Raw genomic sequence first — 24,689 nt, 5'->3', positions numbered from 1 at the left:
GGTCTTGTCGGGGCGTTTTCTACGCGCGTATCTTGATGGGCGCCGCGGGGGGCGGCCTTCCGTTCCCCCGCCTACTTCCCTACGCGAGCAGCGCGCTCGAGCGCGCCTCCGCCCGGACCGCCGTGCCACCCCGTGCCGCACGACGGAGCTAGGAGCCCTGCCCCGGTGACCACCGCCCCCGCACCCCGTCCGCGCCGCACCCTGCTGCGCGCCGCCCTGATCCCGGCCACGCTGGCCGCCTCGCTGGTCCTCGTCCCGCTGCCGGTGGCCAACGCCGCCACCCCCGCGACGCCCGCCCCGACCGAGGCCGGACCGCTGCGGATCCACGACATCAAGGGCAACACCCGGACGTCCCCGCAGATCGGAAAGGCCGTCACCGGCGTGCCCGGCGTCGTCACCGGCCTGCGCGCGTACGGCAGTGCCAAGGGCTTCTGGATGCAGGACCCGAACCCCGACGCCGACCCGGCCACCGGCGAGGGCATCTTCGTCTACACCGGCGGCAACCCGACCGTGAAGGTCGGCGACTCGGTGCTGGTGAGCGCCAAGGTCACCCGGTACTACCCGAACTTCGCCGGCGGCTCGCAGTCCATCACCGAGCTCAGCGCCCCCGGCATCACCGTGCTCTCGGCCGGCAACCCGCTGCCCGCCCCGGTGGTCGTGGACACCCGCAACATCCCCGGCCGCTACGCCCCGCCGGCCGGCCCGGACGGCTCCATCGAGTCGGCGGTGCTCAACCCGGAGAAGTACACCCTGGACTTCTACGCGTCCCTGGAGGGCATGCTGGTCCAGGTCAACGACGTCCGGGTGGTGCAGGCGACCGACAAGTACAACGAGCTGTGGGTCGCCGCCGACAAGCAGGACCAGCGCAGCAAGCGCGGCGGCCTGCTGTACGAGTCGTACAAGGAGCCCAACGTCGGCCGCCTGATGGTGCAGCAGCAGGCGCCGGTGAACCAGCAGCCGTTCCCGGTGGCCAACGTCGGCGACGAGCTGACCGGCGCCACCACCGGCCCGCTGGACTACAACCAGTTCGGCGGCTACACCCTGGTCGCCGGCACCCTGGGCACCCTGAAGGACAACCACCTCCAGCGCGAGGTCACCCCCCAGGCGACGGACCGCGAACTGACCCTCGCCACCTACAACGTGGAGAACCTGGCCCCGGCCAACCCGGACGCCAAGTTCGCCGAGCTGGCCCAGGGCGTCGTCACCAACCTGCGCTCGCCCGACGTCGTCGCCCTGGAGGAGATCCAGGACAACAACGGCAACAAGAACGACGGCACGGTGGACGCGAGCCAGACCGTCGCCAAGTTCATCGCCGCGATCAAGGCGGCCGGCGGCCCGGCCTACGACTGGCGCTCGGTCGACCCGCAGGACGGCAAGGACGGCGGCGAGCCCGGCGGCAACATCCGCCAGGTCTTCCTGTTCAACCCGCAGCGGGTGTCCTTCACCGACATACCCGGCGGCGACGCCACCACCGCCGTCCGCGTGGCCGGCACCGGCGCGAACACCGCGCTGACCGCCTCGCCCGGCCGGATCGAGCCGAACGACGAGGCCTGGACCAACAGCCGCAAGCCGCTGGTCGGCCAGTTCTCCTTCCGCGGCAAGAAGGTCTTCGTGATCGCCAACCACTTCAACAGCAAGGGTGGCGACCAGGGCATCGACAGCCGCTTCCAGCAGCCGACCCGCAGCTCCGAGGTGCAGCGGATCAAGCAGGCCGCCGTCGAGCAGCGCTTCGTCGCCCAGCTGCTGGCCGCCGACAAGACGGCCAAGGTCGTCTCCCTCGGCGACTTCAACGACTACCAGTTCTCGCCCGCGCTCGCCGCGCTCACCAAGGACGGCGTGCTGCGCGACCTGGTGAACGAGCTGCCGGAGACCGAGCAGTACTCGTACGTCTACCAGGGCAACTCGCAGGTGCTGGACCACATCCTGGTCAGCCCCGAGGTGGGCTACGCCAAGTACGACGTGGTGCACATCAACGCCGAGTTCGCCAAGCAGGCCAGCGACCACGACCCGCAGGTGGTCCGCATCAAGCCGTAGTCCCCGTCCGTGGTCCCCGTCCACGGCCGACGCCGCCTCCGCCACCGGTGCCCACCGGCGGCGGAGGCGCCGCCGTTCCCGCCCCGGCCGGCCGGGCGGTCCCGGGACGGCTCAGCCCAGGTACCGGGCCAGCGCCTCGCCGGTCAGCGTGGAGCGGGCGGCCACCAGTTCGGCCGGGGTGCCCTCGAAGACCACCGTGCCGCCGTCGTGCCCGGCCCCCGGGCCGAGGTCGATGATCCAGTCGGCGTGCGCCATCACCGCCGGGTGGTGCTCGATCACGATGACCGACTTGCCGGACTCGACCAGCCGGTCCAGCAGCCCGAGCAGTTGCTCGACGTCGGCCAGGTGCAGGCCGGTGGTCGGCTCGTCCAGGACGTAGACGCCGCCCTTGTCCGCCATGTGGGTGGCCAGCCTGAGCCGCTGCCGCTCGCCGCCGGAGAGCGTGGTGAGCGGCTGGCCGAGGTTCAGGTAGCCGAGGCCGACGTCCGCCAGCCGCTCCAGGACGCGGTGCGCGGCCGGGAGCCTCGCCTCGCCCGAGCCGAAGAACTCCAGCGCCTCTGTCACCGGCATGGCCAGCACCTCGGCGATGTCCCGCCCGCCCAGGCGGTACTCCAGCACCGCCGGCTGGTAGCGCTTGCCCTCGCAGTCCTCGCAGGTGGTGGCCACCCCGGCCATCATCGCCAGGTCGGTGTAGACCACCCCGGCGCCGTTGCAGGTCGGGCAGGCGCCCTCCGAGTTGGCGCTGAACAGGGCCGGCTTCACCCCGTTGGCCTTGGCGAAGGCCTTGCGGACCGGCTCCAGCAGCCCGGTGTAGGTGGCCGGGTTGCTGCGCCGGGAGCCCTTGATCGAACCCTGGTCGACCGAGACCACGCCCTCGCCGGCGGCCCCCGGCTCCTGCCGCAGCGAGCCGTGGATCAGCGAGCTCTTGCCCGAGCCGGCCACCCCCGTCACCACCGTGAGCACCCCGAGCGGGACGTCCACGTCCACGTCCCGCAGGTTGTGGGTGTTCGCGCCGCGGATCTCCAGCACGCCGGTCGGCTCGCGCACGTCCTCCCGCAGCGCCGTACGGTCGGACAGGTGCCGGCCGGTCACCGTGCCGCTGGTCCGCAGCCCCTCGACGCCGCCCTCGTAGCAGACCGCGCCGCCCGCCGTGCCGGCCCCGGGGCCGAGGTCGACCACGTGGTCGGCGATCGCGATGGTCTGCGGCTTGTGCTCCACGACCAGCACCGTGTTGCCCTTGTCCCGCAGGCGCAGCAGCAGCCGGTTCATCCGGTCGATGTCGTGCGGGTGCAGGCCGGTGGTCGGCTCGTCGAAGACGTAGGTGGTGTCGGTGAGCGAGGAGCCGAGGTGGCGGACCATCTTGACGCGCTGCGCCTCGCCGCCGGAGAGGGTGCCGGTGGGGCGGTCCAGCGAGAGGTAGCCGAGACCGATCTCCACGAAGGAGTCGAGGGCCTGCCGGAGGGTGCCGAGCAGCGGCGCCACCGAGGGCTCGTCGAGGTCGCCGACCCAGGCGGCGAGGTCGCTGATCTGCATCGCGCAGGCGTCGGCGATGCTGGTCCCGGCGATCCTCGACGAGCGGGCCGCCTCGCTGAGCCGGGTGCCGCCGCAGTCGGGGCAGGCGGCGAAGGTGACGGCCCGCTCCACGAAGGCCCGGATGTGCGGTTGCAGCGCGTCCTTGTCCTTGGAGAGCATGGACTTCTGGATCTTGGGGATCAGGCCCTCGTAGGTGAGGTTGACGCCGTTGACCTTGACCTTGGTCGGCTCCCGGTACAGGAAGTCCCACATCTCCTTCTTGGTGAACTTCCGGATCGGCTTGTCCGGGTCGAGGAAGCCCGAGTTGGCGTAGACACCGACCGTCCACCAGCTGTCCGTCTTCCAGCCGGGGATGGTGAACGCGCCCTCGGAGATCGACTTGCTGTCGTCGTACAGCTGGGTGAGGTCGATGTCCGAGACGGTGCCCCGGCCCTCGCAGCGCGGACACATGCCGCCGGTGACGCTGAAGCTGCGCCGCTCCTTGACCGTCCTGCCGCCGCGCTCGACGGTGACGGCGCCGGCGCCGCTGATCGAGGGGACGTTGAAGGAGAAGGCCTTGGGGGAGCCGATGTGCGGGGTGCCGAGGCGGCTGAACAGGATGCGCAGCATGGCGTTGGCGTCGGTGGCGGTGCCGACGGTGGAACGCGGGTCGGCGCCGATCCGCTGCTGGTCGACGATGATCGCGGTGGTCAGGCCTTCGAGGACGTCCACCTCGGGGCGGGCCAGGGTGGGCATGAAGCCCTGGACGAAGGCGCTGTAGGTCTCGTTGATCAGCCGCTGGGACTCGGCGGCGATGGTGTCGAAGACCAGCGAGCTCTTGCCCGAGCCGGACACGCCGGTGAACACCGTCAGCCGGCGCTTGGGGATGTCGACGCTGACGTCCTTGAGGTTGTTCTCGCGGGCGCCGTGCACGCGGATCAGGTCGTGGCTGTCGGCGACGTGCGGCCGCACGTCCGTCCGCTTGGGCATCGTTCTCTTCGCTCCCTGGCTCTCGGCGGTCCGGGGGCCCGGTCGGCCCGGTGCTTCCTCGGCCCGGTGGGCCCGCCCGTGCGGCCGCCGTCGGTGTGCTCGAACGCCTCGATCCAACCATCGATCCGCGCGGGATCGAACGGTTTCGGGTGCGGCGGTGGTGGCCGGTGGTGGCCGGCGGCGGCCTGAGGGGCGGGGGAGCCGGTGCTCGGCGCGTTCAGCGCAGCTCGTTGAAGCGGACCATGGTGCCCGCCGGGTCGCGGAACGCGCAGTCGCGGATGCCGTACGGCTGGAGGGTCGGCTCCTGGACCAGCTCGGCGCCGCCGGACTTCAGCCGGTCGTAGACGCCGTCCAGGTCACGGGTGCCGAGGACGATCCGGGCGTAGGTGCCCTTGGCCATCATCTCGGTGATGGTCCGCTGCTCCTCCTCGGTGCGGCCCGGGTCGGCGGAGGCCGGCTCCAGCACCAGGGAGACGTCGGGCTGGTCGGCGGGGCCCACGGTGATCCAGCGCATCGGGCCGCCGCCGACGTCGCTGCGCACCTCGAAGCCGAGCAGGTCGCGGTAGAAGGCGAGGGAGGCCTCGGGGTCGGTGTGGGGGAGGAAAGTCCAGTGGACGGTGATGTCGCTCATGACCGCAACGCTAGGCGCGCCCCCGGGCCGGGCGCTTCTCGAATCCTGATCGGTTCGGTCGGCGCGGCGGTCCGGGGGCGGTCGGTACCGGACAGGACCTAGCAGTCGGGGATGGTGGTGCCGTTGTTGTCCTTGGCCGTGTCGCTGCCCCAGCGCGACAGGTAGAAGGCGGACACCCACTGGCCGGCCGGGCCGCCGTCCGAGTCGGTCTTCAGCCACCAGTGGTTGTAGCTGCCGCCGTTGGAGACCTCACGGCCCCAGGCCTTGCAGTAGACGTAGTTGGTGCCCTGGTACAGCGTCCCGGTGGCGTTGGCGGAGGTCGGCGAGGAGTAGACGCTCGCGTTGGCGAAGGTGTCCACCCAGTACTTGCCGGTGGCGGGCGGGGTGCCGCCGCCCGCGCAGGTGGGGATGACCGTGCCGTCGTTGGCCTTGGCCGTGTCGTTGCCCCAGCGCGACAGGTAGAAGGCGGACACCCACTGGCCGCCGGGGCCCGAGTCCGGGTCGGTCTTCAGCCACCAGTGGTTGTAGTTGCCGCCGTTGGAGACCTCACGGCCCCAGGCCTTGCAGTAGACGTAGTTGGTGCCCTGGTACAGCGTCCCGGTGGCGTTGGTGGAGGTGGGGGAGCCGTACACGGAGGCGGTGGCGTTGGTGTCCACCCAGTACTGGCCGCTGTTGGCCGGCGGCGGGGTGGTCGGCGGGGTCGGGGTGGTGCTGCCGGGGCCGTAGAGCCGGATGGCGCCGTAGTAGTCGCCGTGCGAGGAGAGCGGCGCCACCTGGACGTAGCCGCCGGAGTACGGGGCCTCGACGATGTAGCCCTGTCCGAGGTACATCGCGACGTGGTGGATCGTGGAGGCGGTGTTGCCGAAGTACACCAGGTCGCCGGGGAGCAGCGGCGCAGTCCCGTCCGCCCGGTAGTAGCGGGCGACGGCCCGGGAGGTCGGCCACTGGGTGCGCGTGGTGCCGTTGATGACGTCCTCGCCGACCGCCAGGGAGTAGGCGTAGCGGACGAAGCCGGAGCAGTCCAGGCCGCGGACGTTGCAGTCGTTGGGCGCGCCGTTGGCGGAGTCGCAGAGGCCGTACGTCGGGCCGGGCTGCGAGCCGTGGCCGCCGCCCCACGAGTACGGGGTGCCCAGCTGCCCGCAGGCGGATCGGACGGCGGCGTTCGCCTGGCTCGCCGCACCGGTGGAGAGCACTCCGCAGGCGGGCGCCGCGTGGGCCGGCTCGGCGCCGGCGAAGAACACGCCGACCGACACCAGCACCGACAGCAGGGCGGCCCAGCGCAGCGGTGCCACCAGCCGTCTTGACAAAAGGTTTACGCGCGTAGTCATGACCGCGGATCTTTCCGGAACCGCTGACTCCGGGTCAATGGTTGTGCGACACACACCCGCCGCGGCCTCCGTAGTTGCCGGTCGACGGGCTTCGGCCCCGGCGACCGGCAACTTCACGGCATCCGGCCACGGGGCCGGAGCGCGCCGCCCGCGTCGACGGTGACGGCGGTGACGGCGTTCCCGGGGCCGGCCCCGGCGCCCTGACCCGTCAGGTCGCCCGAACGGCCGGCCGGGTGATCGTTAGGCTGTGGGTGATCGGCCGTGTTCGAAGGGCCGTGACGGGGCGGCGCTGTGGAGCCCCCGCGTTCGACGCCGGCTCCACAGCCAGGACGTGGGGGTGTGCGGTGTATCCGTTGGGGCTCGGTGTCGTGTCGTGGTGGTGGCTGGCGGTCCTGGCGACGGCGGTGTTCTGGGCCGTCCTGGTGCCGGGAATGCCCACCCCCGGGTACCGGATCAGGATGGCGCTGGCGCCGGCCGCGATGGCGGTCTTCGGTGTCGGCGGTTACTTCGCGAAGCACATGGACCTGGCCGCGGTGCTCGCCATGTACTCGTTCGCGGTGGTGTCCATCCCGCTGGGGATGATCGGCCACCGGGGGAAGTTCGCGCGGCGCCTGATGGAGGCGGAGCGGAGGGGTGAGTCGGAGGACGACACCTGGCCTCCGGCCATGATGGCGCAGGTCTTCGTGTCCCTCGTCGTCTGCGGAGTCGCGGCGATCTGGATCACCCGGTAGCCGACTCGGGCCGCGGTTCGCCCGGTTGTGGCCGTGGCCCGCCGGGCGGCCGCTTCGCCGACCGCACCCGCGCCGGGCACTCGGCGCAGCCGTCGTCGTCGCCGGACGTCGGCCGGTCGGCGCGTCCGGTGGCCGACCGTCCCGCCCCGGTCCCGATGGTGGGGTCCCGCAGAGAAACAAGCAAGCATGATTGCTTTTTTCTCCGGCCGGTGCCACGCTGCTGCTCGGCGGAGCCCGTCGAGGGTGCCGTCCAACTCGCCGACAGGGGAGGCGCATTGGTGGACGACGGCGCGGTGCTGCGGATCGGCAACGCCTCGGGCTTCTACGGGGACCGGTTCGCCGCGATGCGGGAGATGCTCACCGGCGGGCCGTTGGACGTGCTCACCGGGGACTACCTGGCCGAGCTGACGATGCTGATCCTCGCCCGGGACCGGCTGAGAGACCCGTCGCTCGGCTACGCCCGGACCTTCCTGCGGCAGATGGAGGAGTGCCTGGGCCTCGCCCGCGAACGGGGCGTGCGGATCGTGGTCAACGCGGGCGGGCTCAACCCCGGCCGGCTGGCCGAGGAGCTGCGCGGGCTGGCGCGGCGGCTGGGGGTGGCGGCGGCCGTCGCCCATGTCGAGGGCGACGACCTGCTGTCACGCCGGGCGGAACTCGGCCTGCCGGAAGGACTGTTGGCGGCGAACGCCTATCTCGGCGGATTCGGCGTCGCCGCCTGCCTGGCCGAGGGCGCGGACGTGGTGGTCACCGGGCGGGTCACCGACGCCGCGCTGGTGGCCGGGCCCGCGATCGCCCGGTTCGGGTGGACGGCCGAGGACCTGGACGCCCTGGCCGGGGCCGTGGTGGCCGGGCACGTACTGGAGTGCGGGGCGCAGGCGACGGGCGGCAACTACGCCTTCTTCCGGGAGCACGACGTCACCCGCCCCGGCTTCCCGCTCGCCGAGCTGCGCGCCGACGGCTCCAGCGTGATCACCAAGCACCCGGGCACCGGCGGCGCCGTGACCATCGGCACCGTCACCGCCCAACTCCTGTACGAGACCGGCGGACCGCACTACCTCGGCCCGGACGTCACGGCCCGGCTGGACACCGTCCGGCTCACCGAGGAGGAGCAGGACCGGGTGCGGATCGACGGGGTGCGCGGCGAGGCCCCGCCCCCCACCCTCAAGGTCGGTCTCAACCGGCTCGGCGGCCACCACAACGAGGTGGTGTTCGTCCTCACCGGCCTGGACATCGAGGCCAAGGCCGCGCTGGTGCGGCGGCAGTTCGCCGAGGCGCTGGGGCCGGAGGCCCGCCCGGCCGAACTGCGCTGGACCCTCGCCCGCACCGACCACCCGGACGCCCCGACCGAGGAGGCCGCCTCCGCGCTGCTGCGGCTGTCCGCCCGCGACCCGGACCCGGCCAAGGTGGGGCGCGAACTCGGCAAGGCCGCCGTGGAGTTGGGGCTGGCCGGATATCCGGGGTTCCACCTCACCGCGCCGCCCGGACCGGGTGCGCCGTACGGCGTGTTCGAGGCCGCCCACGTCGACGCGAAGGCCGTCGGACACACCGCCGTGCTGCCGGACGGCCGCCGGATCGCCGTACCGCCGGCCCCGGTGTCCTCCCGGCCGGGCCGCGTCGAGCGGGAGCTGCCCGCGCCGCTGCCGGACGGGCCCACCCGCCGGGCCCCGCTCGGCCTGGTGGCCGGCGCCCGCAGCGGCGACAAGGGCGGGGACGCCAACCTCGGGGTCTGGGCCCGCTCCGAGGACGGCTGGCGCTGGCTGGCCCACACCCTCACCGTCGACCGGCTGCGCGAACTGCTGCCCGAGACCGCCGAGTTGCCCGTCACCCGGCACCTGCTGCCGAACCTGCGCGCGGTCAACTTCACCATCGCCGGCCTGCTCGGCGAGGGCGTCGCCGCCCGGCACCGCTTCGACCCGCAGGCCAAGGCCCTGGGGGAGTGGCTGCGTGCCCGCCACCTCGACCTCCCGGAGGCCCTGCTGTGACCGTCCTGACCACCCGCGTCGACCCGGCCGGGCCCGACCACGCCGAGCACCGCGCCGCGATGGCCGCCAAGCTCGCCGAGCTCGACGCCGAGCACGCCAAGGCGCTGGCGGGCGGCGGCCCCCGGTACCTGGAACGCCACCGCGGGCGCGGCAAGCTGCCGGCCCGCGAGCGGATCGAGCTGCTGGTCGACCAGGACTCCCCGTTCCTGGAGCTGTCCCCGCTGGCCGCCTGGGGGAGCGACCACCCGGTCGGCGCGGCCCTGGTCACCGGCATCGGGGTGATCGAGGGCGTCGAGTGCGTGATCACCGCCAACGACCCGACCGTGCGCGGCGGCGCCAGCAATCCGTGGACCCTCCGCAAGGCCCTGCGCGCCAACGAGATCGCGCTGGACAACCGCCTCCCGCTGGTCAACCTGGTCGAGTCCGGCGGCGCCGACCTGCCCAGCCAGAAGGAGATCTTCATCCCCGGCGGCGCCCTGTTCCGCGACCTCACCCGGCTGTCCGCCGCCGGAATCCCCACCGTGGCCGTGGTGTTCGGCAACTCGACGGCCGGCGGCGCCTACGTGCCGGGACTGTCCGACCACACCGTGCTGGTCAAGGAGCGCGCCAAGGTGTTCCTCGGCGGCCCGCCGCTGGTGCGGATGGCCACCGGCGAGGAGGCCGACGACGAGTCGCTGGGCGGCGCCGAGATGCACGCCCGCACCTCCGGCCTGGCCGACCACGTCGCGGCGGACGAGGCGGACGCGCTGCGGATCGCCCGCCGGATCGTCGCCCGGCTCGACCACCGCAAACCAGGCCCGGGGCCGGACCCGCTGGCCGAGGCCCCGAAGTACGCCGAGGAGGAACTGCTGGGCATCGTCCCCGGCGACCTCAAGGTGCCCTTCGACCCGCGCGAGGTGATCGCCCGGATCGTCGACGGCTCCGACTTCGACGAGTTCAAGCCGCTCTACGGCACCAGCCTGGCCACCGGCTGGGCCCGACTGCACGGCTATCCGGTCGGCGTCCTGGCCAACGCCCAGGGCGTGCTGTTCAGCCAGGAGTCCCAGAAGGCCGCCCAGTTCATCCAGCTGGCCAACCAGCGGAACACCCCGCTGCTGTTCCTGCACAACACCACCGGCTACATGGTCGGCAAGGACTACGAGCAGGGCGGCATCATCAAACACGGCGCGATGATGATCAACGCCGTCGCCAACTCCACCGTCCCGCACCTGTCGGTGCTGATGGGCGCCTCGTACGGGGCCGGGCACTACGGGATGTGCGGCCGGGCGTACCGGCCGCGCTTCCTGTTCTCCTGGCCGAGCGCCAAGTCCGCCGTGATGGGCCCCCAGCAGCTCGCCGGGGTGCTGTCGATCGTCGCCCGGCAGTCCGCCGCGGCGAAGGGGCAGCCGTACGACGAGGACGCGGATGCGGCGATCCGGGCGATGGTCGAGCAGCAGATCGAGGCGGAGTCGCTGCCGGTGTTCCTCTCCGGCCGGCTCTACGACGACGGGGTGATCGACCCGCGCGACACCCGCACGGTGCTCGGCCTCTGCCTGTCCGCGGTCCACAACGCGCCGGTCGAGGGCGCGCGCGGCTACGGCGTCTTCCGATTCTGAGGGACTACATGATCACCAACCTGCTGGTCGCCAACCGGGGCGAGATCGCCCGCCGGGTCTTCCGCACCTGCCGGGAGCTGGGCATCGCGACCACCGCCGTCCACTCCGACCCGGACGCCGGGGCCCCGCACGTCCGCGAGGCCGACACCGCCGTCCGGCTGCCCGGCGCCGCGCCCGCCGACACCTACCTGCGCGCCGACCTGATCGTCCGGGCCGCGCTCGCCGCCGGGGCCGACGCCGTCCACCCCGGGTACGGGTTCCTCTCCGAGAGCGCCGAGTTCGCGCGGGCCGTGCGGGACGCCGGGCTGCTCTGGGTCGGCCCGCCGCCGGCCGCGATCGCCGCGATGGGCTCCAAGACGGCCGCCAAGCGGCTGATGGCCGAGGCCGGGGTGCCGGTGCTCGACGCCCTCGCCGAGCCCGTCGAGGCCGACCTGCCGGTGCTGGTCAAGGCCGCGGCGGGCGGTGGCGGGCGCGGCATGCGCGTCGTGCGCGGCCTCGCGGAGCTGCCCGGCGCGGTGGCGGCCGCCCGGGCCGAGGCCGTCAAGGCCTTCGGCTCCGACGAGGTGTTCTGCGAGCGCTACCTGCCCGCCGGGCGGCACGTCGAGGTCCAGCTGCTGGCCGACGCCCACGGGACCGTCTGGGCGGTCGGCGACCGGGACTGCTCGCTGCAACGGCGCCACCAGAAAGTGATCGAGGAGGCCCCGGCCCCCGGTCTGCCGGCCGGGGTCAGGGCCGGGCTGCACACGGCGGCCCGCGACGCCGCCAGGGCCATCGGCTACACCGGCGCCGGCACCGCCGAGTTCCTGCTCGCCGAGGACGGCCGGTTCTTCTTCCTGGAGATGAACACCCGCCTCCAGGTCGAACACCCGGTCACCGAGGCCGTCACCGGCCTGGACCTGGTCGCCCTCCAACTCGCCGTCGCCGAAGGGGAACCGCTGCCCGCGCCAACCCCGCCGCCGACCACCGGGCACGCGATCGAGGCCCGGCTCTACGCCGAGGACCCCGCGCACGACTGGCGGCCCGCCACCGGCACCCTGCACCGGCTCGAACTCACCCTCCCGCACCAGGAGTTCACCGGCGCCGGGCTCCGGCTGGACTCCGGGGTGGCGTCCGGCGACGAGATCACCCCGCACTACGACGCGATGCTCGCCAAGGTGATCGCCTGGGCGCCGACCCGCGCCGCCGCCGCCCGCCGGCTCGCCGACGCGCTCGCCCGCGCCCGCGTCCACGGCCCCGCCACCAACCGGGAACTGCTGGTCCGCGCGCTGCGCCACCCGGCGTTCCTGGCCGCCCGGCTGCACACCGGCTTCCTGGCCGAGCACGCGGCCGGACTCACCGCCCCGGCTGCCGGCGCGGTGGAACGCGCCGCGCTGGCCGCCGCCCTCGCGGACGCCGCCGCCCGCCGGAGCCCCTTCCCCTCCGGCTGGCGCAACCTGCCCTCCCAACCGCAGGTCAAGCGCTACCGGAACGCCGACGGCACCGAGACCGAGGTCCGCTACCGGCTCACCCGGGCCGGTCTGCTGGCCGAGGACCACCCGGGGGTCGAACTGGTCGAGGCCGCGCCGGACCGGGTCGTGCTGTCCGAGGGCGGGCTGCGCCGGGCGTACCCGGTCGCCCGGTACGGCGACCGGGTGTACGTCGACACCCCCGACGGCGGCGCCGCGCTCACCGCCCTGCCGCGCTTCCCCGACCCCGTCGTCCGCACCGACCCCGGCGCGCTGCTCGCCCCGATGCCGGGCACCGTCGTCCGGGTCGCGGCCGCCGTGGGGGACACCGTCGCCGCCGGGCAGCCGCTGCTGGTGCTGGAGGCGATGAAGATGGAGCACCGGGTCGCCGCCCCCGCCGACGGCACCCTCGTCGAACTGCTCGCCGCCCCCGGCCGTCAGGTCGAGACCGGCGCCCTGCTGGCTGTCGTCCGGCCCGCCGGGGCCGCCGACGCCCGCGAGCCGGCCGGTGCCCGGGACCGCGCCGAGGCCTGAGAACCGCGCCCGAGCCCGCGAGCCCGCCGACGCCCGAGCCCGCACCGGCGCCCGGGAACCCCATGTGGGCCCGGGAACCCCGCGTGGGTCCGAGAACCCACCGAAGCCTGAGGAAGGACCCGCATGTCCACCATCGGCAGTCAGCTCCTGGAGACCCCCGAACGCCGTGACCTGCGCCGGGCCGTCGGCGATCTCGGCCGCCGCTACGGCTCCTCGTACTACCTCGCCAAGGCCCGGGCCGGCGAGCCCGCCGAGGAACTGTGGGCGGAGGCCGGCCGGGCCGGCTACCTCGGCGTCAACCTGCCCGCCGAGTACGGCGGCGGAGGCGGCGGCATCACCGATCTGGCCATCGTGCTGGAGGAACTCGGCGCCGCCGGCTGCCCGCTGCTGCTGCTCATCGTCTCCCCGGCGATCTGCGGCACGGTGATCGCCCGCTACGGCACCGAGGAGCAGAAGCGCCGCTGGCTGCCCGGCCTGGCCGACGGCAGCCGCACGATGGCCTTCGGCATCACCGAGCCGGACGCCGGCTCCAACTCGCACCGGATATCCACCGTCGCCCGGCGGGACGGCGAGGACTGGCTGCTGACCGGCCGCAAGGTCTTCGTCTCCGGCATCGACCACTCGGACGCGGTGCTGTTCGTCGCCCGTACCGAGGACGCCCGCACCGGCAAGCTGAAGCCCTGCCTGTTCGTCGTCCCGCGCGGGACCGCCGGCTTCGAGTACCGGGCGATCCCGATGGAACTCATCGCCCCGGAGAAGCAGTTCCAGGTGTTCCTGGACGACGTCCGGCTGCCCGCCGACGCCCTGGTCGGAGACGAGGACGCGGGTCTGCTCCAGCTGTTCGCCGGCCTCAACCCCGAACGGGTCCTGACCGCCGCCTTCTCGCTCGGCCTGGCCCGGCAGGCCCTCGGCAAGGCCGTGGAGTACGCGAGGACCCGCACCGTCTGGTCCACCCCGATCGGCGCCCACCAGGGCCTGGCCCACCCGCTCGCCCAGTGCGCGGTGGAGATCGAGCTGGCCCGGCTGATGACCCAGAAGGCCGGGCTGCTCTACGACGCGGGCGAGGACGCCGCCGCCGGGGAGGCCGCCAACATGGCCAAGTACGCCGCCGGGGAGGCCGCCGCCCGCACCGTCGACCAGGCGGTGCAGACCCTGGGCGGCAACGGCCTGACCCAGGAGTACGGACTGGGCGCGCTGCTCGCCGCCACCCGGGTGGGCCGAGTGGCCCCGGTCAGCCGCGAGATGGTGCTCAACTACGTCGCCCAGCACACCCTGGGGCTGCCCAAGTCGTACTGACCTCCGGCCGGTCGGACGGGCGAGCGAGGAATTCGGACGGGCGAGCGAGGAGTTCGGGCGGGAACGGGCGTCCGGCGTGAGTGCCCCGGGGGCGGAGAAGGCCACCCGGGGCGGGTGGCGGTGGTGCGCGCCCTCCACGCGGGCGCCCCCCGGGAGCGACTGCGCCTCCCCTGTCCCATCACGGGTTCCCCACAATGGCGGAGCCAGCACCCTGACTGTCCGTATGCTCCTGAAAGCGCCCTCGCGCCGAATTTGCCCGCGGGTTCGTTGCAGCGTCAACTTCCTTACTGGAGGCCCACCTTGGTGTTCCGAAGCGAGTTCCCCGACGTTCCCGTGGTCGACCTGCCGATCCACGAGGCGGTGCTCGGCGCCGCGGCGGAGCACGGCGACCGTCCGGCCCTGATCGACGGCCTCACCGGCGAGACCGTCAGCTACGCCCGGCTCGTCTCCTCCGTCGAGCGGGTGGCCGCCGGACTGGCCGACACAGGCGTGCGCCGCGGCGACGTCGTCGCCCTCTTCAGCCCCAACTCGACCGCCTACCCGATGGCCTACTACGGCGTGAGCAGGGCCGGTGCCACCGTCACCACGGTCTCCTCGATGGCCACGCCCGCCGACCTGGCCCGCCAGCTGCGCGACAGCGGCGCCCGCTGGCTCGTCACCGTCGCCGACTTCCTGCCGACCGCCCGTACGGCCGCCGAACTCCTCGCCGAACAGGGCCACCCGCCGACCGAGATCATCGTCCTGGACGGCGCCGAGGGCCACCGCTCGCTCGCCGACCTGCTGGCCGCCCCCGGCCCCGCCCCCGAGGTCGCCATCGACCCGGCCGAGGACATCGCCGTCCTCCCGTACTCCAGCGGCACCACCGGCCTGCCCAAGGGCGTGATGCTCACCCACCGCTCGATCTCCACCAACCTCGCCCAGTGCGACGCCCTCTACCGCCCCGCCGAGGGCGAACGGGTGCTCGCCGTCCTGCCCTTCTTCCACATCTACGGACAGGCCGCGCTGCTCAACCAGCCGCTGCGCTGCGGCGCCACCGTCGTCATCCTGCCCCGCTTCGACCTCGAACAGTTCTGCCGCACCGTCCAGGAACACCGGGTACAGGCCCTGGTGGTGGCCCCGCCGATCGCCCTCGCCCTGGCCCGGCACCCGGTCGTGGAGCGGTACGACCTCTCCACCGTCGAGTACCTGCTGTGCGCCGCCGCCCCGCTCGACCACGAACTCGCCACCGCCTGCGCCCGCCGCCTCGGCCTGCCGCACCTGCTCCAGGGCTACGGCATGACCGAACTCTCCCCGGTCAGCCACGTGGTCTCCCCGCGCGAGGACAACCCCCCGCCCGGCTCCCTCGGCCGGATGCTCCCCTCCACCGAGATGCGGATCGCCGCCCTGGACGGCTCCGACGGCGACCTCGGGCCCGGCGAGCGCGGCGAGATGCTGATCCGCGGCCCCCAGGTGATGAAGGGCTACATCGGCCGACCCTCCGAGACCGCCGCGGTGGTCGACGCCGAGGGCTGGCTGCACACCGGCGACGTCGGCTTCGTGGACGAACGCGGCTACCTGCACATCGTCGACCGGGTCAAGGAGCTGATCAAGTACAAGGGCTACCAGGTCGCCCCCGCCGAACTGGAGGCCGTCCTGCTCGGCCATCCGCAGATCACCGACGCCGCCGTGATCGGCGTCCCGGACGCCGAGGGCACCGAATGCCCCAAGGCCTTCGTGGTCCGCGCCCCGGGCAGCGCCCTGACCGAGGACGAGGTCGCCGGGTACGTCGCGGGCCACGTCGCCCCCTACAAGAAGGTCCGCGCGGTGGAGTTCGTCGAGGCCGTCCCCAAGTCCGCGGCCGGCAAGATCCTCCGCCGCGAGCTGCGCGCCCGCGAGGCGGAGCGCACCGCCGTCCGCTGAGGGACCGCCCCGGCGGCCCGGGACCGGCACCCGTCTGTGAGGATCGTCCCGCCGCACCCCGACCCGGAGCCGCCGCGACCCGACCGGAACAGGAACCGCCCGCCGCCATGACCAGCCACCCCGCCGCCCGCACCCCGCAGCAGGACCGCAGCCGAGCCACCAGGGCCCGGCTGCTCGCGGCGGCCGTGGACTGCCTGGCCGAGCTCGGCTGGCACGGCTCCACCGTCGCCGTCGTCGCCGAGCGCGCCGGGGTCTCCCGGGGCGCCGCCCAGCACCACTTCCCGACCCGCGAGGACCTCTTCACCGCGGCCGTCGAGCACGTCACCGCCGAGCGGTTGGCAGCCGTCCGCGCCCACGCGGACGACCTGCCGGCCGCCGGGCCCGACCGCACCCGCGCCGTGGTCGACATGATCGTCCGCCTCTACACCGGCCCGCTGTTCCGCGCCGCCCTCCACCTGTGGACCGCCGCGGCCACCGAGGAGGCGCTTCGGGAACGGATCATCGCCCTGGAGGGCCGCGTCGGCCGGGAGGCCCACCGGGCCGCCGTGGAGTTCCTGGACGCCGACCAGAACCGCCCCGGCGTCCGCGAATCCGTGCAGGCCACACTGGACCTCGCCCGCGGACTGGGCCTCGCCAACCTGCTCACCGACGACAGTCACCGACGTTCCGGAGTGATCAGGCAGTGGGCAGGCGTTCTGGAGAGTACGCTGCGCCCGGTACGCCCATGACTCCCGTACACCCGGAGCGGCCGGACGCCCCCTGACCAAGGGGTCGCCGGGCGGCCGATGTCCGTGCAGTCTGGAGAAGAATCCCGGCCGGCACGGACCGCGAGGCCCACCCGGCCGGGCACGAGCCGAACCGGGGTGCTGCCTGATCATGCACGGACACGAGTGGGACGCGACCGCCGCCGACCTGGCACGGGGCGGAGCCCTGACACGTCCCGAGGCTGAACGCCCCGAAGGCCATCGGCTGGTCCCGCTCGCGACGGCGCTGCTCCAGGACGACGGACTCATCCTGCACTGGAGCGAGGACGCCGAGGCCCTGCTCGGCTACTCCGCCGAGGAGGCCGTCGGCAGCCACGCCGCCCGGCTGCTCACCGACGAGTCCGACCGCGCCGAGGTCCTCGGCCTGTTCCAGCGGATCATGGGCGGCACCGGCTGGTCCGGCGTCTTCCCGGTGCGCCACCGCGACGGCCACAAGGTCGACCTGGAGTTCCGCACCTACCCGATCGCCGGCCCGGCCGGCACCCTGCTGCTGCTCGCCACCGCCTCCGACACCAGGGCCCTGCACGCCGTCGAGGCCGACCTCGCGGTGCTGGACGGCATCTTCGCCCGCTCGCCGATCGGCATGGCCGTCTACGACACCGACCTGCGCTACCTGCGGATCAACGAGGCGCTCGCCCGGATGAACGGCGTGCCGGTCGCCGCCCACCTCGGCCGCCGGATATCCGCCGTCCTGCCCGGCATCAACAGCAGCGAGATCGAACAGATCATGCGCCAGGTGCTGAAGACCGGAAAACCCGTGGTGGACGCCCGCTCGCACGGCCGGGTGCCCGGGGACCCCAAGCGGGACCGCGCCTGGTCCGCCTCCTACTTCCGGCTGGAGGACTCCACCGGACGGATCTTCGGGGTCTGTTCCTCGATCATCGACGTCACCGAGCGCTTCCAGGCCGAGGCCCGCGCCGCCCGGGCCCAGGAGCGGCTGGCCACCATCGCCGAGGCGACCTCCCGGATCGGCACCACCCTCGACCTCCAGCGCACCGCCGAGGAACTGATCGAGGCCGTCGTCCCCCGGTTCGCCGACTTCGCCACCGTCGACCTGCTGGAACCGGTGCTGCGCGGGGCCGAACCCACCGCGATCCCCTCCGACCGGGACATCATGCTGCGCGCCGTCGCCGTCGGCGAGTCCTACGACTCCGGCCTCGCGCACGCCGTCGACGTGGTCGGCGAGACCTCCGAGTACGGCCCCGACCGCAGCTACGTCCAGTGCCTGCGCAGCGGGAAGCCGCTGCTGCGCACCCACGTGGACGAGGAGGCGCTGCGCGGACTGGTCTCCAGCGAGGACCGGGTGGCCCCCGGGATGGCGGCGGGCATCCACTCGTACCTGATGGTGCCGATCACCGCCCGCGGCATGGTCCTCGGCGGCTCCGAGTTCATCCGGATGCGCAACCCCGAGCCGTTCACCGCCGCCGACCTCGCCCTCGCCGAGGAACTGGTCGCCCGCACCGCGCTCGCGCTCGACAACGCCCGGCTCTACCGCCGCGAGCGGGAGACCGCCCTCACCCTCCAGCGCAGCCTGCTGCCGCAGGAGGTGCACCGCACCCTCGGCCTGGAGATCGCCTACCGGTACCTGCCCAGCAGCGTGGTCAGCGAGGTCGGCGGCGACTGGTTCGACGTGGTGCCGCTGTCCTCCGGGCGGGTCGCCCTGGTGGTCGGCGACGTGATGGGCCACGGCATCCGGGCCGCCGCCACGATGGGCCAGCTGCGCACCGTCGCCCGGACCCTCGCCACCCTCGACATGCCGCCCGAGCAGGTCCTCACCCGACTGGACGAAACCGCCTCGGGGATCGGCGAGGGCCAGTTCGCCACCTGCATCTGCGCGGTGTACGACCCGCTGGAGCGCAGCGTCCAGGTCGCCTCGGCCGGGCACCTGCCGCCGGTCCGGGTCGCCCCCGACGGCACCGCCACCAGGGTCGAGGTGCCGCCCGGGGTGCCGCTGGGCGTCGGCGGGGTGGCCTTCGAGTCGATCGAGTTCACCATCCCCGAGGGCGGCATGGTCGCGCTCTACACGGACGGCCTGGTCGAGCGGCGCGGCCAGGACCTGGACGCCGGGATCGACCTGCTGGCCCGCACCCTGGCCGGCCCGGGGCGGACCCTGGAGGAGAGCTGCGACGCCGTCCTCGGCGCGCTGGTCACCGACGGCACCGAGGACGACATCGCGATGATCATGGCCCGGGTGCTGCCGCTGCCCGACGGCCGGGTCGCCACCCTGCCGCTCACCGGCGGCGGCCGGGTACCCGGCCAGGCCCGCCGCTTCACCCGCGCCACCCTGGAGGCCTGGGGCCTGGCGGGGCTCACCGACTACGCCGAGCTGCTGGTCAGCGAACTGGTCACGAACGCCCTGCTGCACGCGGGCGCCCCGAGACGGCTGCGGCTGTTCCGCGACCGGGTGCTCACCGTCGAGGTCTCCGACGCCGGCGGGCAGACCCCGCAACTGCGCCCGTTCGCCGAGCAGGACGAGGGCGGGCGCGGGATGTTCCTGGTCAGCGAGCTGGCCCAGCGCTGGGGCAGCCGGCTCACCCGGGACGGCAAGGTGGTCTGGGCCGAGCTGGAACTTCCCTTCGGGGTCTCGTAGGGCTCGCGGAGAACGGGCGGTCGGCAACGGAGAACGGCCGCTTCCCGAGGGGGAAGCGGCCGTTCTCGCGGACTACCGCGCGTCGGCCTTCGGCCGGACGGGCGACTCGGTGCCGACGCCCTCCGGGTCGGCCGCCGGGGTGGAGCGCCCGCGCAGCAGCCGCCAGGTCATCACGGCCGCTCCGGCCAGCAGGGCGGCGGCCAGCAGTCCGGCGCTGTTCATGCCGTGGACGAAGGCCGTCCGGGCGCTCGCCAGCAGCGGCTGCGCCAGCTCGGCCGGCAGGCCCTGCGCCGTCTCGACGGCCGAGCCCAGCGACTCGCCGGCCGTGGCGGCCGCCGCCGGGTCCGTCCCGGCCGGGACGGCCAGCCCGTTCGCGTAGATCGAGCCGACCACCGAGCCGACCAGGGCGATGCCGAGCGCGGTGCCCAGCTCGTACGCCGTCTCCGAGACCGCCGAGGCGGCACCGGCCTTGTCGGCGGGCGCGGCGCTCAGCACCAGGTCGGCGCCGAGGGTGTAGACCACGCCCTCGGCCGTCCCGGTCAGCAGGAAGGAGGCGGCCAGCACCAGGTAGGTGGTGTCCTGCTCCAGCCAGCCGAGCGCGCCCACGCCCAGGCCCATCGCCAGCAGGCAGACCGTCAGCGACTTGCGGGCGCCGAAGCGCCGGGCGATCCGGGCGGTCAGCAGACCGCCGGCCACCGAGCCCGCGAAGGCCGGCAGCTCGGCCAGGCCCGCCTGGAGCGGCTGGTAGCCGCGGACCAGCTGGAGGTACTGGGAGACCACGAAGATCACGCCGGAGAGTCCGACCAGGGAGATCAGCGAGGCCGAGACGGCCGCCGTGAACCGGCGGTCGCGGAAGAGCCGGACGTCGAGCAGCGGGGTCTCCAGCCGCAGCTGGCGGCGGACGAAGAGGAACAGTGCGGCGCCGCCGGCCAGGAAGGTGACCGGCACGTCCCAGCGGTCCACGCCGTGCGCGGCCGCCTCCTTGATCGCGTAGACCGGGCCGATCACACCGGCCAGCGACAGCAGCACGCTCAGCAGGTCCCAGCGGCCCGGCTTCGGGTCCTTGGACTCCGGCAGCAGCCAGGCGCCGGACACCAGCAGCAGGAGCAGCACCGGGATGTTCATCAGGAACACCGAGCCCCACCAGAAGTGCTCCAGCAGCACCCCGCCGACCACCGGCCCGAGCGCGGCACCGGCCGTGGCGGCGGCGCCCCAGATGCCGATCGCGGTGGCCCGCTCCCGGTCGTCCGGGAAGAGGCCGCGGATCAGCGAGAGGGTGGAGGGCATGATCGTCGCGCCGGCCACGCCGAGCAGCGCGCGGGCCAGGATCAGCCAGCCGGGGCTCGGCGCGTAGGCGGCCAGCAGCGAGGCGGCGCCGAAGGCGGCGGAGCCGGCCAGCAGCAGCTTCTTGCGGCCGATCCGGTCGCTCAGCGCGCCCATGCTGACCAGCAGTCCGGCCAGCACGAAGGAGTAGGAGTCGCCGATCCAGAGCAGCTGGGTGCCGCTGGGGCGCAGCGTCTCGCTGATCGACGGGATGGCGAGGGAGAGGACGGTCGCGTCCAGGGCGACGACGGTCACGGCCAGGACGAGGACGGCGAGGCCGGTCCAGCGCTGGCGGGCGGTCAGGGTGTTCATGGCGTATCGGTGTCCGGCCCGTGGTCGGAGGTGCGGTGGATGGGGGGAGCGGGGGTGCCGGCGTCCGGTCTGCGCAGCGCGCCGCCGAGGAACAGTTCGGTGAGCGAGAAGGCGGCGTCGCGCGGGGCGAGCCGGCCCTCCTGGATGGACCAGCCGACGCCGGCCACCAGGTCGAAGAAGGCCTCGCTCAGCCAGGCGGCGCTCAGCTCGATGCGGAACACGCCCTGCTGCTGGCCGCGCAGGAAGAGCGCGTGCAGCCGGGCGATCTGGACCTCCCAGAGGTCGTTGATGTCGTCGTGCGCGTAGAGCTGGTTCTCTCCGGCCAGGAAGGCGCAGAGCATGGCGTCCGGGACGGCGGCGTCCGCCAGGCGGCGCAGCGCGCCCTCGGCGTCGCCCTGGTCGACCCCGGCGGTGTCCAGCGCGGTGGCGAACCGGTGCAGTCCGAGCAGGCCGACCTCGCGGATCAGCGCGTCGCGTCCCGGGAAGAGCCGGTGCAGCGTGGCGCGGCTGATGCCGGCGGCGCGGGCGATCTCGTCCAGGTGGGCGGTCGGGCGGCGCGAGAGCACGCCGACGGCGGCTTCCAGGACGGTGTCGCGATCGGTGGCCATGAAGCGAGTGTAGTTCACATGAGACATCGATGTCTCATTCGTTTTCGCGATGTCTCATCTGATGCATGGGTTCTCGGCGTCCGGACATGCGAAAACCGGGGACGGTGGGTCACCGTCCCCGGTCGGGGGTGTCGGGGTGCCGCTGCCCGGCAGCGGCGGCGGCTCAGCTCTGGTTGTAGAAGCCGGTGTCGTCCAGCGGGCGGTCGATCACCATGACTTCGACGTCGGCCGGCGTCAGCAGGAAGACCCGCCGGGCGATCCGCTCGATGCCGCCCTGGGTGCCGAAGATCAGTCCGGAGGCGAAGTCGACCATGCGCTTGGCCTCGGCCTCCTCCATCTCGGTCAGGTCCATGACGACCGGGATGCTCGCCCGGATGTGCTCACCGACCGTCCGCGCCGCCTCGAAGCCCGTCGGCCGCAGGGAGACGATCTTCGCGGGCGCCGGGGAGGACGGAACCGTCTCCTGGTCGACCCACTCGTCGTCGTACACCGCGGCCGGGTAGTGACCCGAGGGCATCAGCCACCCGTTGTGGTGCTCGTCGCGAAGTGCTCCCATGCCGCGCCTCCCTGCCTCGTCCCGTCCTGGTCCCCCGGGGGCGCGTGTCCGTTTTTGACACGTCATCCACTCGTCGGAACTGTCCGAGTATCGCACTGTTCACCGGTCCCGTGCCCGCTCGCGACCCCCGTACGAGTCGTGCCGTGCCGGAAACCCGGGCGGACCCGGGCACCTCCAGCGACGCGACACGGCGTCGTACGGTTGCGCGCGTTGACCTTATCGGTCGCGTCGGACCGGTAATTGACCATCTGTCAACAATGCGGAAACGATTTCACCCGGCGGTTCACTCGCCGGTCGCGCCGTCGACCGATTCGCGCAGAAGATCCGCGTGACCGTTGTGTCGGGCGTACTCCTCGACCATGTGGGCGAGGATCCAGCGCAGCGTCACCGGTTCACCCCGGCGGAGCTTCTTGCCGACGGTGTCCAGCGGCAGTCCGGCGGCCGCGCTCCGGGAGGCCTCGATCTCGGCGCGCCAGACGGCGAAGTCGGCCGCCACGTCGGCGGTGTCGATGTCGTCGAAGTCGCCGTCCTCGTTCGCCTCGGTCCAGAAGTGCCCCTCGGGGATCTCCTGGCCGAGCAGCACCGACTGGAACCAGTACTGCTCCACCTCGGCCATGTGCCGGACCAGGCCCAGCAGCGAGAGGTTGGACGGCGGGACGGAGCGCAGCCGCAGCTGGTCGTCCGTCAGGCCCGCGCACTTCTGGGCCAGGGTGTCGCGGTGGTAGTCGAGGAAGCCGGTGAGGGTGGTGGCCTCGTCGGCCACCATCGGAGGGTCCACCCGCGGGTTCGGTTCGTTCATGCGCGCCATCCTGGCGGCCGGTGACGGGCGGACGCGAACCATTTTGTTCCACCGGTCCGTGTCGCCGGTCCGTTCCACCGGTCCGTTCCACCGGTCCGTGTGGCCAGGCTCCGGGGGCGGGCGAGTGGGCTCAGCCCGCCATCACCCGGCGGCGGGCCTTGGCCGCCCGCCAGAGCCCGACCACGCTGCCCACCCCCACCAGGGCGATCATCCCGGCCGACAGCAGGAAGGCCGCCGAGTCCGGCTGCCCGGCGCTGGCCGCCGCCGTGACGTACACCAGGGTGTTCGGCACCACGCCGATCGCGGTGGCGAGCACGAAGGGCAGGAAGCGGGTGCCGGAGAAGGCCGCCCCGAAGTTGGCCGCCTGGAACGGCATGCCGGGCAGCACCCGCATCACCAGGACGCTGCGGAAGCCCTTCTCGGTGAACCGCTGGTCCAGCGCGCCGAGCACCTTCCCGCGCAGGTACGGGCGCAGCGCCTCGCGGCCCAGGCCCCGGCCGAGGGCGAAGGCCATGGCGGCGCCCAGGGTGCTGCCGAGCACCGCCAGCGCCAGGCCCAGCTTGATGCCGAGCAGCAGCCCGGCCGCCATGTTCAGCGCCAGCCGGGGCAGGAAGGCGAGCGTCCCCACCGCGTAGACCAGGGTGAACAGCGGGCCGAACCAGTACCAGGGCATCCGGTCCGCCAGCCCGCCGTTCAGCAGGTCCGTCGGGCTCCACAGCAGCAGTGAGGCGGCGGTCGCCGCGAGCAGCGCCACCAGCAGGGCGAAGCGCCACCAGGGGGACCGTGGCGCGGCGGCGGGTATCGGGGGCGCGGCGGGCGGCGCGGTGGCGGCATCGGGCTCGGACACGGCGCGAAGCCTAGCGGGTGTCCACGGACGATCCGCCGGGGGGTTCAGCCGGCCTGTCCGAGGAATTCCAGCAGGCGCTGCCAGGAGTCGCGGGCCGCGGCGGCGTGCGCGGCCGCCGAGAGTTCGAAGAAGTTGTGCGGCGCGCCCGGGTAGGTCACGAACTCGTGCGGGAGGCCGGCCGCCGTGAGCGCCGCGTCGAAGTCCTCGACGGCGGTGGCCGGGATGTGCTCGTCGGCGCCGCCCCAGAAGGCGAGGACCGGGGCGGTCAGCCCGGCGGCGAGCTGGGTGGGCCCCGGGGCACCGTTGAGGGTGTCCGGGTAGCCGTAGTACCCGACCGCGCCCGCCAGGCCGAAGCGCGGCGCGGCGGCGCGGAAGGCCTGCCGGCCGCCGAAGCAGAAGCCGAGCGCGACCACCTCGGCGGGCCCGGCGGCGCGCAGCCGGTCCCGTGCGGCGGTGATGTCGGCGTCCAGCCCCTCGGGGGTGAGCGCGAGCAGGTGGGGGAGCAGGTTCGGCAGTTCGCCGAATTCCGCCGGACGCTTTTCCGGATCGGCGCCGGCGGTGCGCCCGTAATAGTCGAGGACGAGTGCCGGATGGCCCTGTTCGGCGAGTCGGGCGGCGGTCTGCCGGTAGAACGCGGAAAGGCCCTTGTTGTCCGGCAGGAGGAGCACGCCGGCGCCGGTGGCGATCTCCGGGCGGGCCAGGAAGGCGCCGAATTCGGTGCCGTCGGCCGAGGTCAGGGTGAGGGGGGTGGCCTCGGCCGACGGCCACGGGGCGGGGCTGAAGGCGGGCGGCGCGGCGTCCGGGTCGTAGCACACGGGGAATCCCTCTCGCGGAGTGCGGAAAACCGCCGGGCGCGGCGGCGCCCGGCGGTTCGGGACTCTATCGGGGAAATCCCTCAGGAATTCACCAAAAT

General features: G+C 73.5%; 18 protein-coding genes. 9 read left to right on the top strand and 9 right to left on the bottom strand.

What is annotated here, in order from left to right; genetic code table 11:
• Positions 1–165 precede the first annotated feature (165 nt).
• Positions 166–2,034, top strand: a complete 1,869-nt coding sequence (locus ACFRMQ_RS04955; RefSeq protein ID WP_380726995.1) for an endonuclease/exonuclease/phosphatase family protein — start codon at positions 166–168, stop codon at positions 2,032–2,034.
• A gap of 111 nt (positions 2,035–2,145) precedes the next feature.
• Here the strand turns inward: ACFRMQ_RS04955 and ACFRMQ_RS04950 are convergent, their stop codons facing one another.
• The 3 genes from ACFRMQ_RS04950 to ACFRMQ_RS04940 form a co-directional block, all read right to left on the bottom strand.
• On the bottom strand, positions 2,146–4,536 hold the full coding sequence (locus ACFRMQ_RS04950; RefSeq protein WP_380726993.1) for an ATP-binding cassette domain-containing protein: 2,391 nt from the start codon (positions 4,534–4,536) through the stop codon (positions 2,146–2,148).
• Positions 4,537–4,753: 217 nt separating this feature from the next.
• Positions 4,754–5,167 (bottom strand): VOC family protein, encoded by a 414-nt coding sequence (locus ACFRMQ_RS04945; protein ID WP_380726991.1) that lies wholly within the window; start codon positions 5,165–5,167, stop codon positions 4,754–4,756.
• 98 nt (positions 5,168–5,265) lie between these two features.
• Positions 5,266–6,495: a C40 family peptidase gene (locus ACFRMQ_RS04940; RefSeq protein WP_380726989.1), complete on the bottom strand. Its 1,230-nt coding sequence runs from the start codon at positions 6,493–6,495 to the stop codon at positions 5,266–5,268.
• 353 nt (positions 6,496–6,848) lie between these two features.
• On the opposite strand from ACFRMQ_RS04940, the gene ACFRMQ_RS04935 reads away from it, so the two are divergent.
• From ACFRMQ_RS04935 to ACFRMQ_RS04900, 8 genes are all read left to right on the top strand, one after another.
• A complete protein-coding gene (locus tag ACFRMQ_RS04935; RefSeq protein ID WP_380726987.1) occupies positions 6,849–7,226 on the top strand; it encodes a hypothetical protein in 378 nt (125 codons plus the stop codon).
• A 278-nt stretch (positions 7,227–7,504) separates the two neighbouring features.
• Positions 7,505–9,208, top strand: a complete 1,704-nt coding sequence (locus tag ACFRMQ_RS04930) for an acyclic terpene utilization AtuA family protein (RefSeq protein ID WP_380726985.1) — start codon at positions 7,505–7,507, stop codon at positions 9,206–9,208.
• Entirely contained in the window at positions 9,205–10,803 is a 1,599-nt protein-coding gene (locus ACFRMQ_RS04925) for an acyl-CoA carboxylase subunit beta (RefSeq protein ID WP_380726984.1), read from the top strand. The genes ACFRMQ_RS04930 and ACFRMQ_RS04925 overlap by 4 nt, the downstream gene beginning before the upstream one ends.
• An 8-nt stretch (positions 10,804–10,811) precedes the next feature.
• Complete coding sequence (locus ACFRMQ_RS04920; RefSeq protein ID WP_380726982.1) at positions 10,812–12,782, top strand: acetyl/propionyl/methylcrotonyl-CoA carboxylase subunit alpha; 1,971 nt, start codon at positions 10,812–10,814, stop codon at positions 12,780–12,782.
• Positions 12,783–12,905: 123 nt separating this feature from the next.
• Positions 12,906–14,078 (top strand): acyl-CoA dehydrogenase family protein, encoded by a 1,173-nt coding sequence (locus ACFRMQ_RS04915; protein WP_380726980.1) that lies wholly within the window; start codon positions 12,906–12,908, stop codon positions 14,076–14,078.
• A 300-nt stretch (positions 14,079–14,378) separates the two neighbouring features.
• The gene (locus ACFRMQ_RS04910; RefSeq protein WP_380726978.1) at positions 14,379–15,977 is read left to right on the top strand and encodes a 4-coumarate--CoA ligase family protein; all 1,599 of its coding nucleotides are present in this window, start codon (positions 14,379–14,381) and stop codon (positions 15,975–15,977) included.
• A gap of 107 nt (positions 15,978–16,084) precedes the next feature.
• Complete coding sequence (locus ACFRMQ_RS04905; RefSeq protein WP_380726976.1) at positions 16,085–16,705, top strand: TetR/AcrR family transcriptional regulator; 621 nt, start codon at positions 16,085–16,087, stop codon at positions 16,703–16,705.
• 148 nt (positions 16,706–16,853) lie between these two features.
• Positions 16,854–19,331, top strand: coding sequence for a SpoIIE family protein phosphatase (locus tag ACFRMQ_RS04900; protein ID WP_380726974.1), 2,478 nt, complete (start codon positions 16,854–16,856; stop codon positions 19,329–19,331).
• Between the two features lie 72 nt (positions 19,332–19,403).
• Here the strand turns inward: ACFRMQ_RS04900 and ACFRMQ_RS04895 are convergent, their stop codons facing one another.
• From ACFRMQ_RS04895 to ACFRMQ_RS04870, 6 genes are all read right to left on the bottom strand, one after another.
• Positions 19,404–20,966 carry an MFS transporter gene (locus ACFRMQ_RS04895; RefSeq protein ID WP_380726972.1) on the bottom strand — a complete coding sequence of 521 codons (1,563 nt, stop codon included), beginning with the start codon at positions 20,964–20,966 and terminating at the stop codon, positions 19,404–19,406.
• Positions 20,963–21,574, bottom strand: coding sequence for a TetR/AcrR family transcriptional regulator (locus ACFRMQ_RS04890; protein ID WP_380726970.1), 612 nt, complete (start codon positions 21,572–21,574; stop codon positions 20,963–20,965). The genes ACFRMQ_RS04895 and ACFRMQ_RS04890 overlap by 4 nt, the downstream gene beginning before the upstream one ends.
• A gap of 163 nt (positions 21,575–21,737) precedes the next feature.
• A complete protein-coding gene (locus tag ACFRMQ_RS04885; protein ID WP_380726968.1) occupies positions 21,738–22,130 on the bottom strand; it encodes a cell division protein SepF in 393 nt (130 codons plus the stop codon).
• 283 nt (positions 22,131–22,413) lie between these two features.
• Positions 22,414–22,929 (bottom strand): DinB family protein, encoded by a 516-nt coding sequence (locus tag ACFRMQ_RS04880; protein WP_380726966.1) that lies wholly within the window; start codon positions 22,927–22,929, stop codon positions 22,414–22,416.
• Between the two features lie 130 nt (positions 22,930–23,059).
• Positions 23,060–23,776, bottom strand: a complete 717-nt coding sequence (locus ACFRMQ_RS04875) for a TVP38/TMEM64 family protein (protein ID WP_380726964.1) — start codon at positions 23,774–23,776, stop codon at positions 23,060–23,062.
• A 44-nt stretch (positions 23,777–23,820) separates the two neighbouring features.
• A complete protein-coding gene (locus ACFRMQ_RS04870) occupies positions 23,821–24,591 on the bottom strand; it encodes a dienelactone hydrolase family protein (protein WP_380726962.1) in 771 nt (256 codons plus the stop codon).
• Between the last annotated feature and the right edge of the window lie 98 nt (positions 24,592–24,689).

This window comes from Kitasatospora sp. NPDC056783 (assembly GCF_042789895.1).
In the GTDB taxonomy this organism is placed as follows: domain Bacteria; phylum Actinomycetota; class Actinomycetes; order Streptomycetales; family Streptomycetaceae; genus Kitasatospora.
The sequence above is the reverse complement of the archived record's forward strand: the minus strand, read 5'-3'. Positions and strand labels throughout refer to the sequence as shown.

Excerpts from the sequence above, each read along its gene's own strand:
- ACFRMQ_RS04950 (WP_380726993.1), bottom strand. The coding sequence starts at position 4,536 with ATGCCCAAGCGGACGGACGTGCGGCCGCACGTCGCCGACAGCCACGAC.
- ACFRMQ_RS04945 (WP_380726991.1), bottom strand. The coding sequence starts at position 5,167 with ATGAGCGACATCACCGTCCACTGGACTTTCCTCCCCCACACCGACCCC.
- ACFRMQ_RS04940 (WP_380726989.1), bottom strand. The coding sequence starts at position 6,495 with ATGACTACGCGCGTAAACCTTTTGTCAAGACGGCTGGTGGCACCGCTG.
- ACFRMQ_RS04920 (WP_380726982.1), top strand. The coding sequence starts at position 10,812 with ATGATCACCAACCTGCTGGTCGCCAACCGGGGCGAGATCGCCCGCCGG.
- ACFRMQ_RS04915 (WP_380726980.1), top strand. The coding sequence starts at position 12,906 with ATGTCCACCATCGGCAGTCAGCTCCTGGAGACCCCCGAACGCCGTGAC.
- ACFRMQ_RS04905 (WP_380726976.1), top strand. The coding sequence starts at position 16,085 with ATGACCAGCCACCCCGCCGCCCGCACCCCGCAGCAGGACCGCAGCCGA.
- ACFRMQ_RS04900 (WP_380726974.1), top strand. The coding sequence starts at position 16,854 with ATGCACGGACACGAGTGGGACGCGACCGCCGCCGACCTGGCACGGGGC.
- ACFRMQ_RS04895 (WP_380726972.1), bottom strand. The coding sequence starts at position 20,966 with ATGAACACCCTGACCGCCCGCCAGCGCTGGACCGGCCTCGCCGTCCTC.
- ACFRMQ_RS04890 (WP_380726970.1), bottom strand. The coding sequence starts at position 21,574 with ATGGCCACCGATCGCGACACCGTCCTGGAAGCCGCCGTCGGCGTGCTC.
- ACFRMQ_RS04885 (WP_380726968.1), bottom strand. The coding sequence starts at position 22,130 with ATGGGAGCACTTCGCGACGAGCACCACAACGGGTGGCTGATGCCCTCG.
- ACFRMQ_RS04880 (WP_380726966.1), bottom strand. The coding sequence starts at position 22,929 with ATGAACGAACCGAACCCGCGGGTGGACCCTCCGATGGTGGCCGACGAG.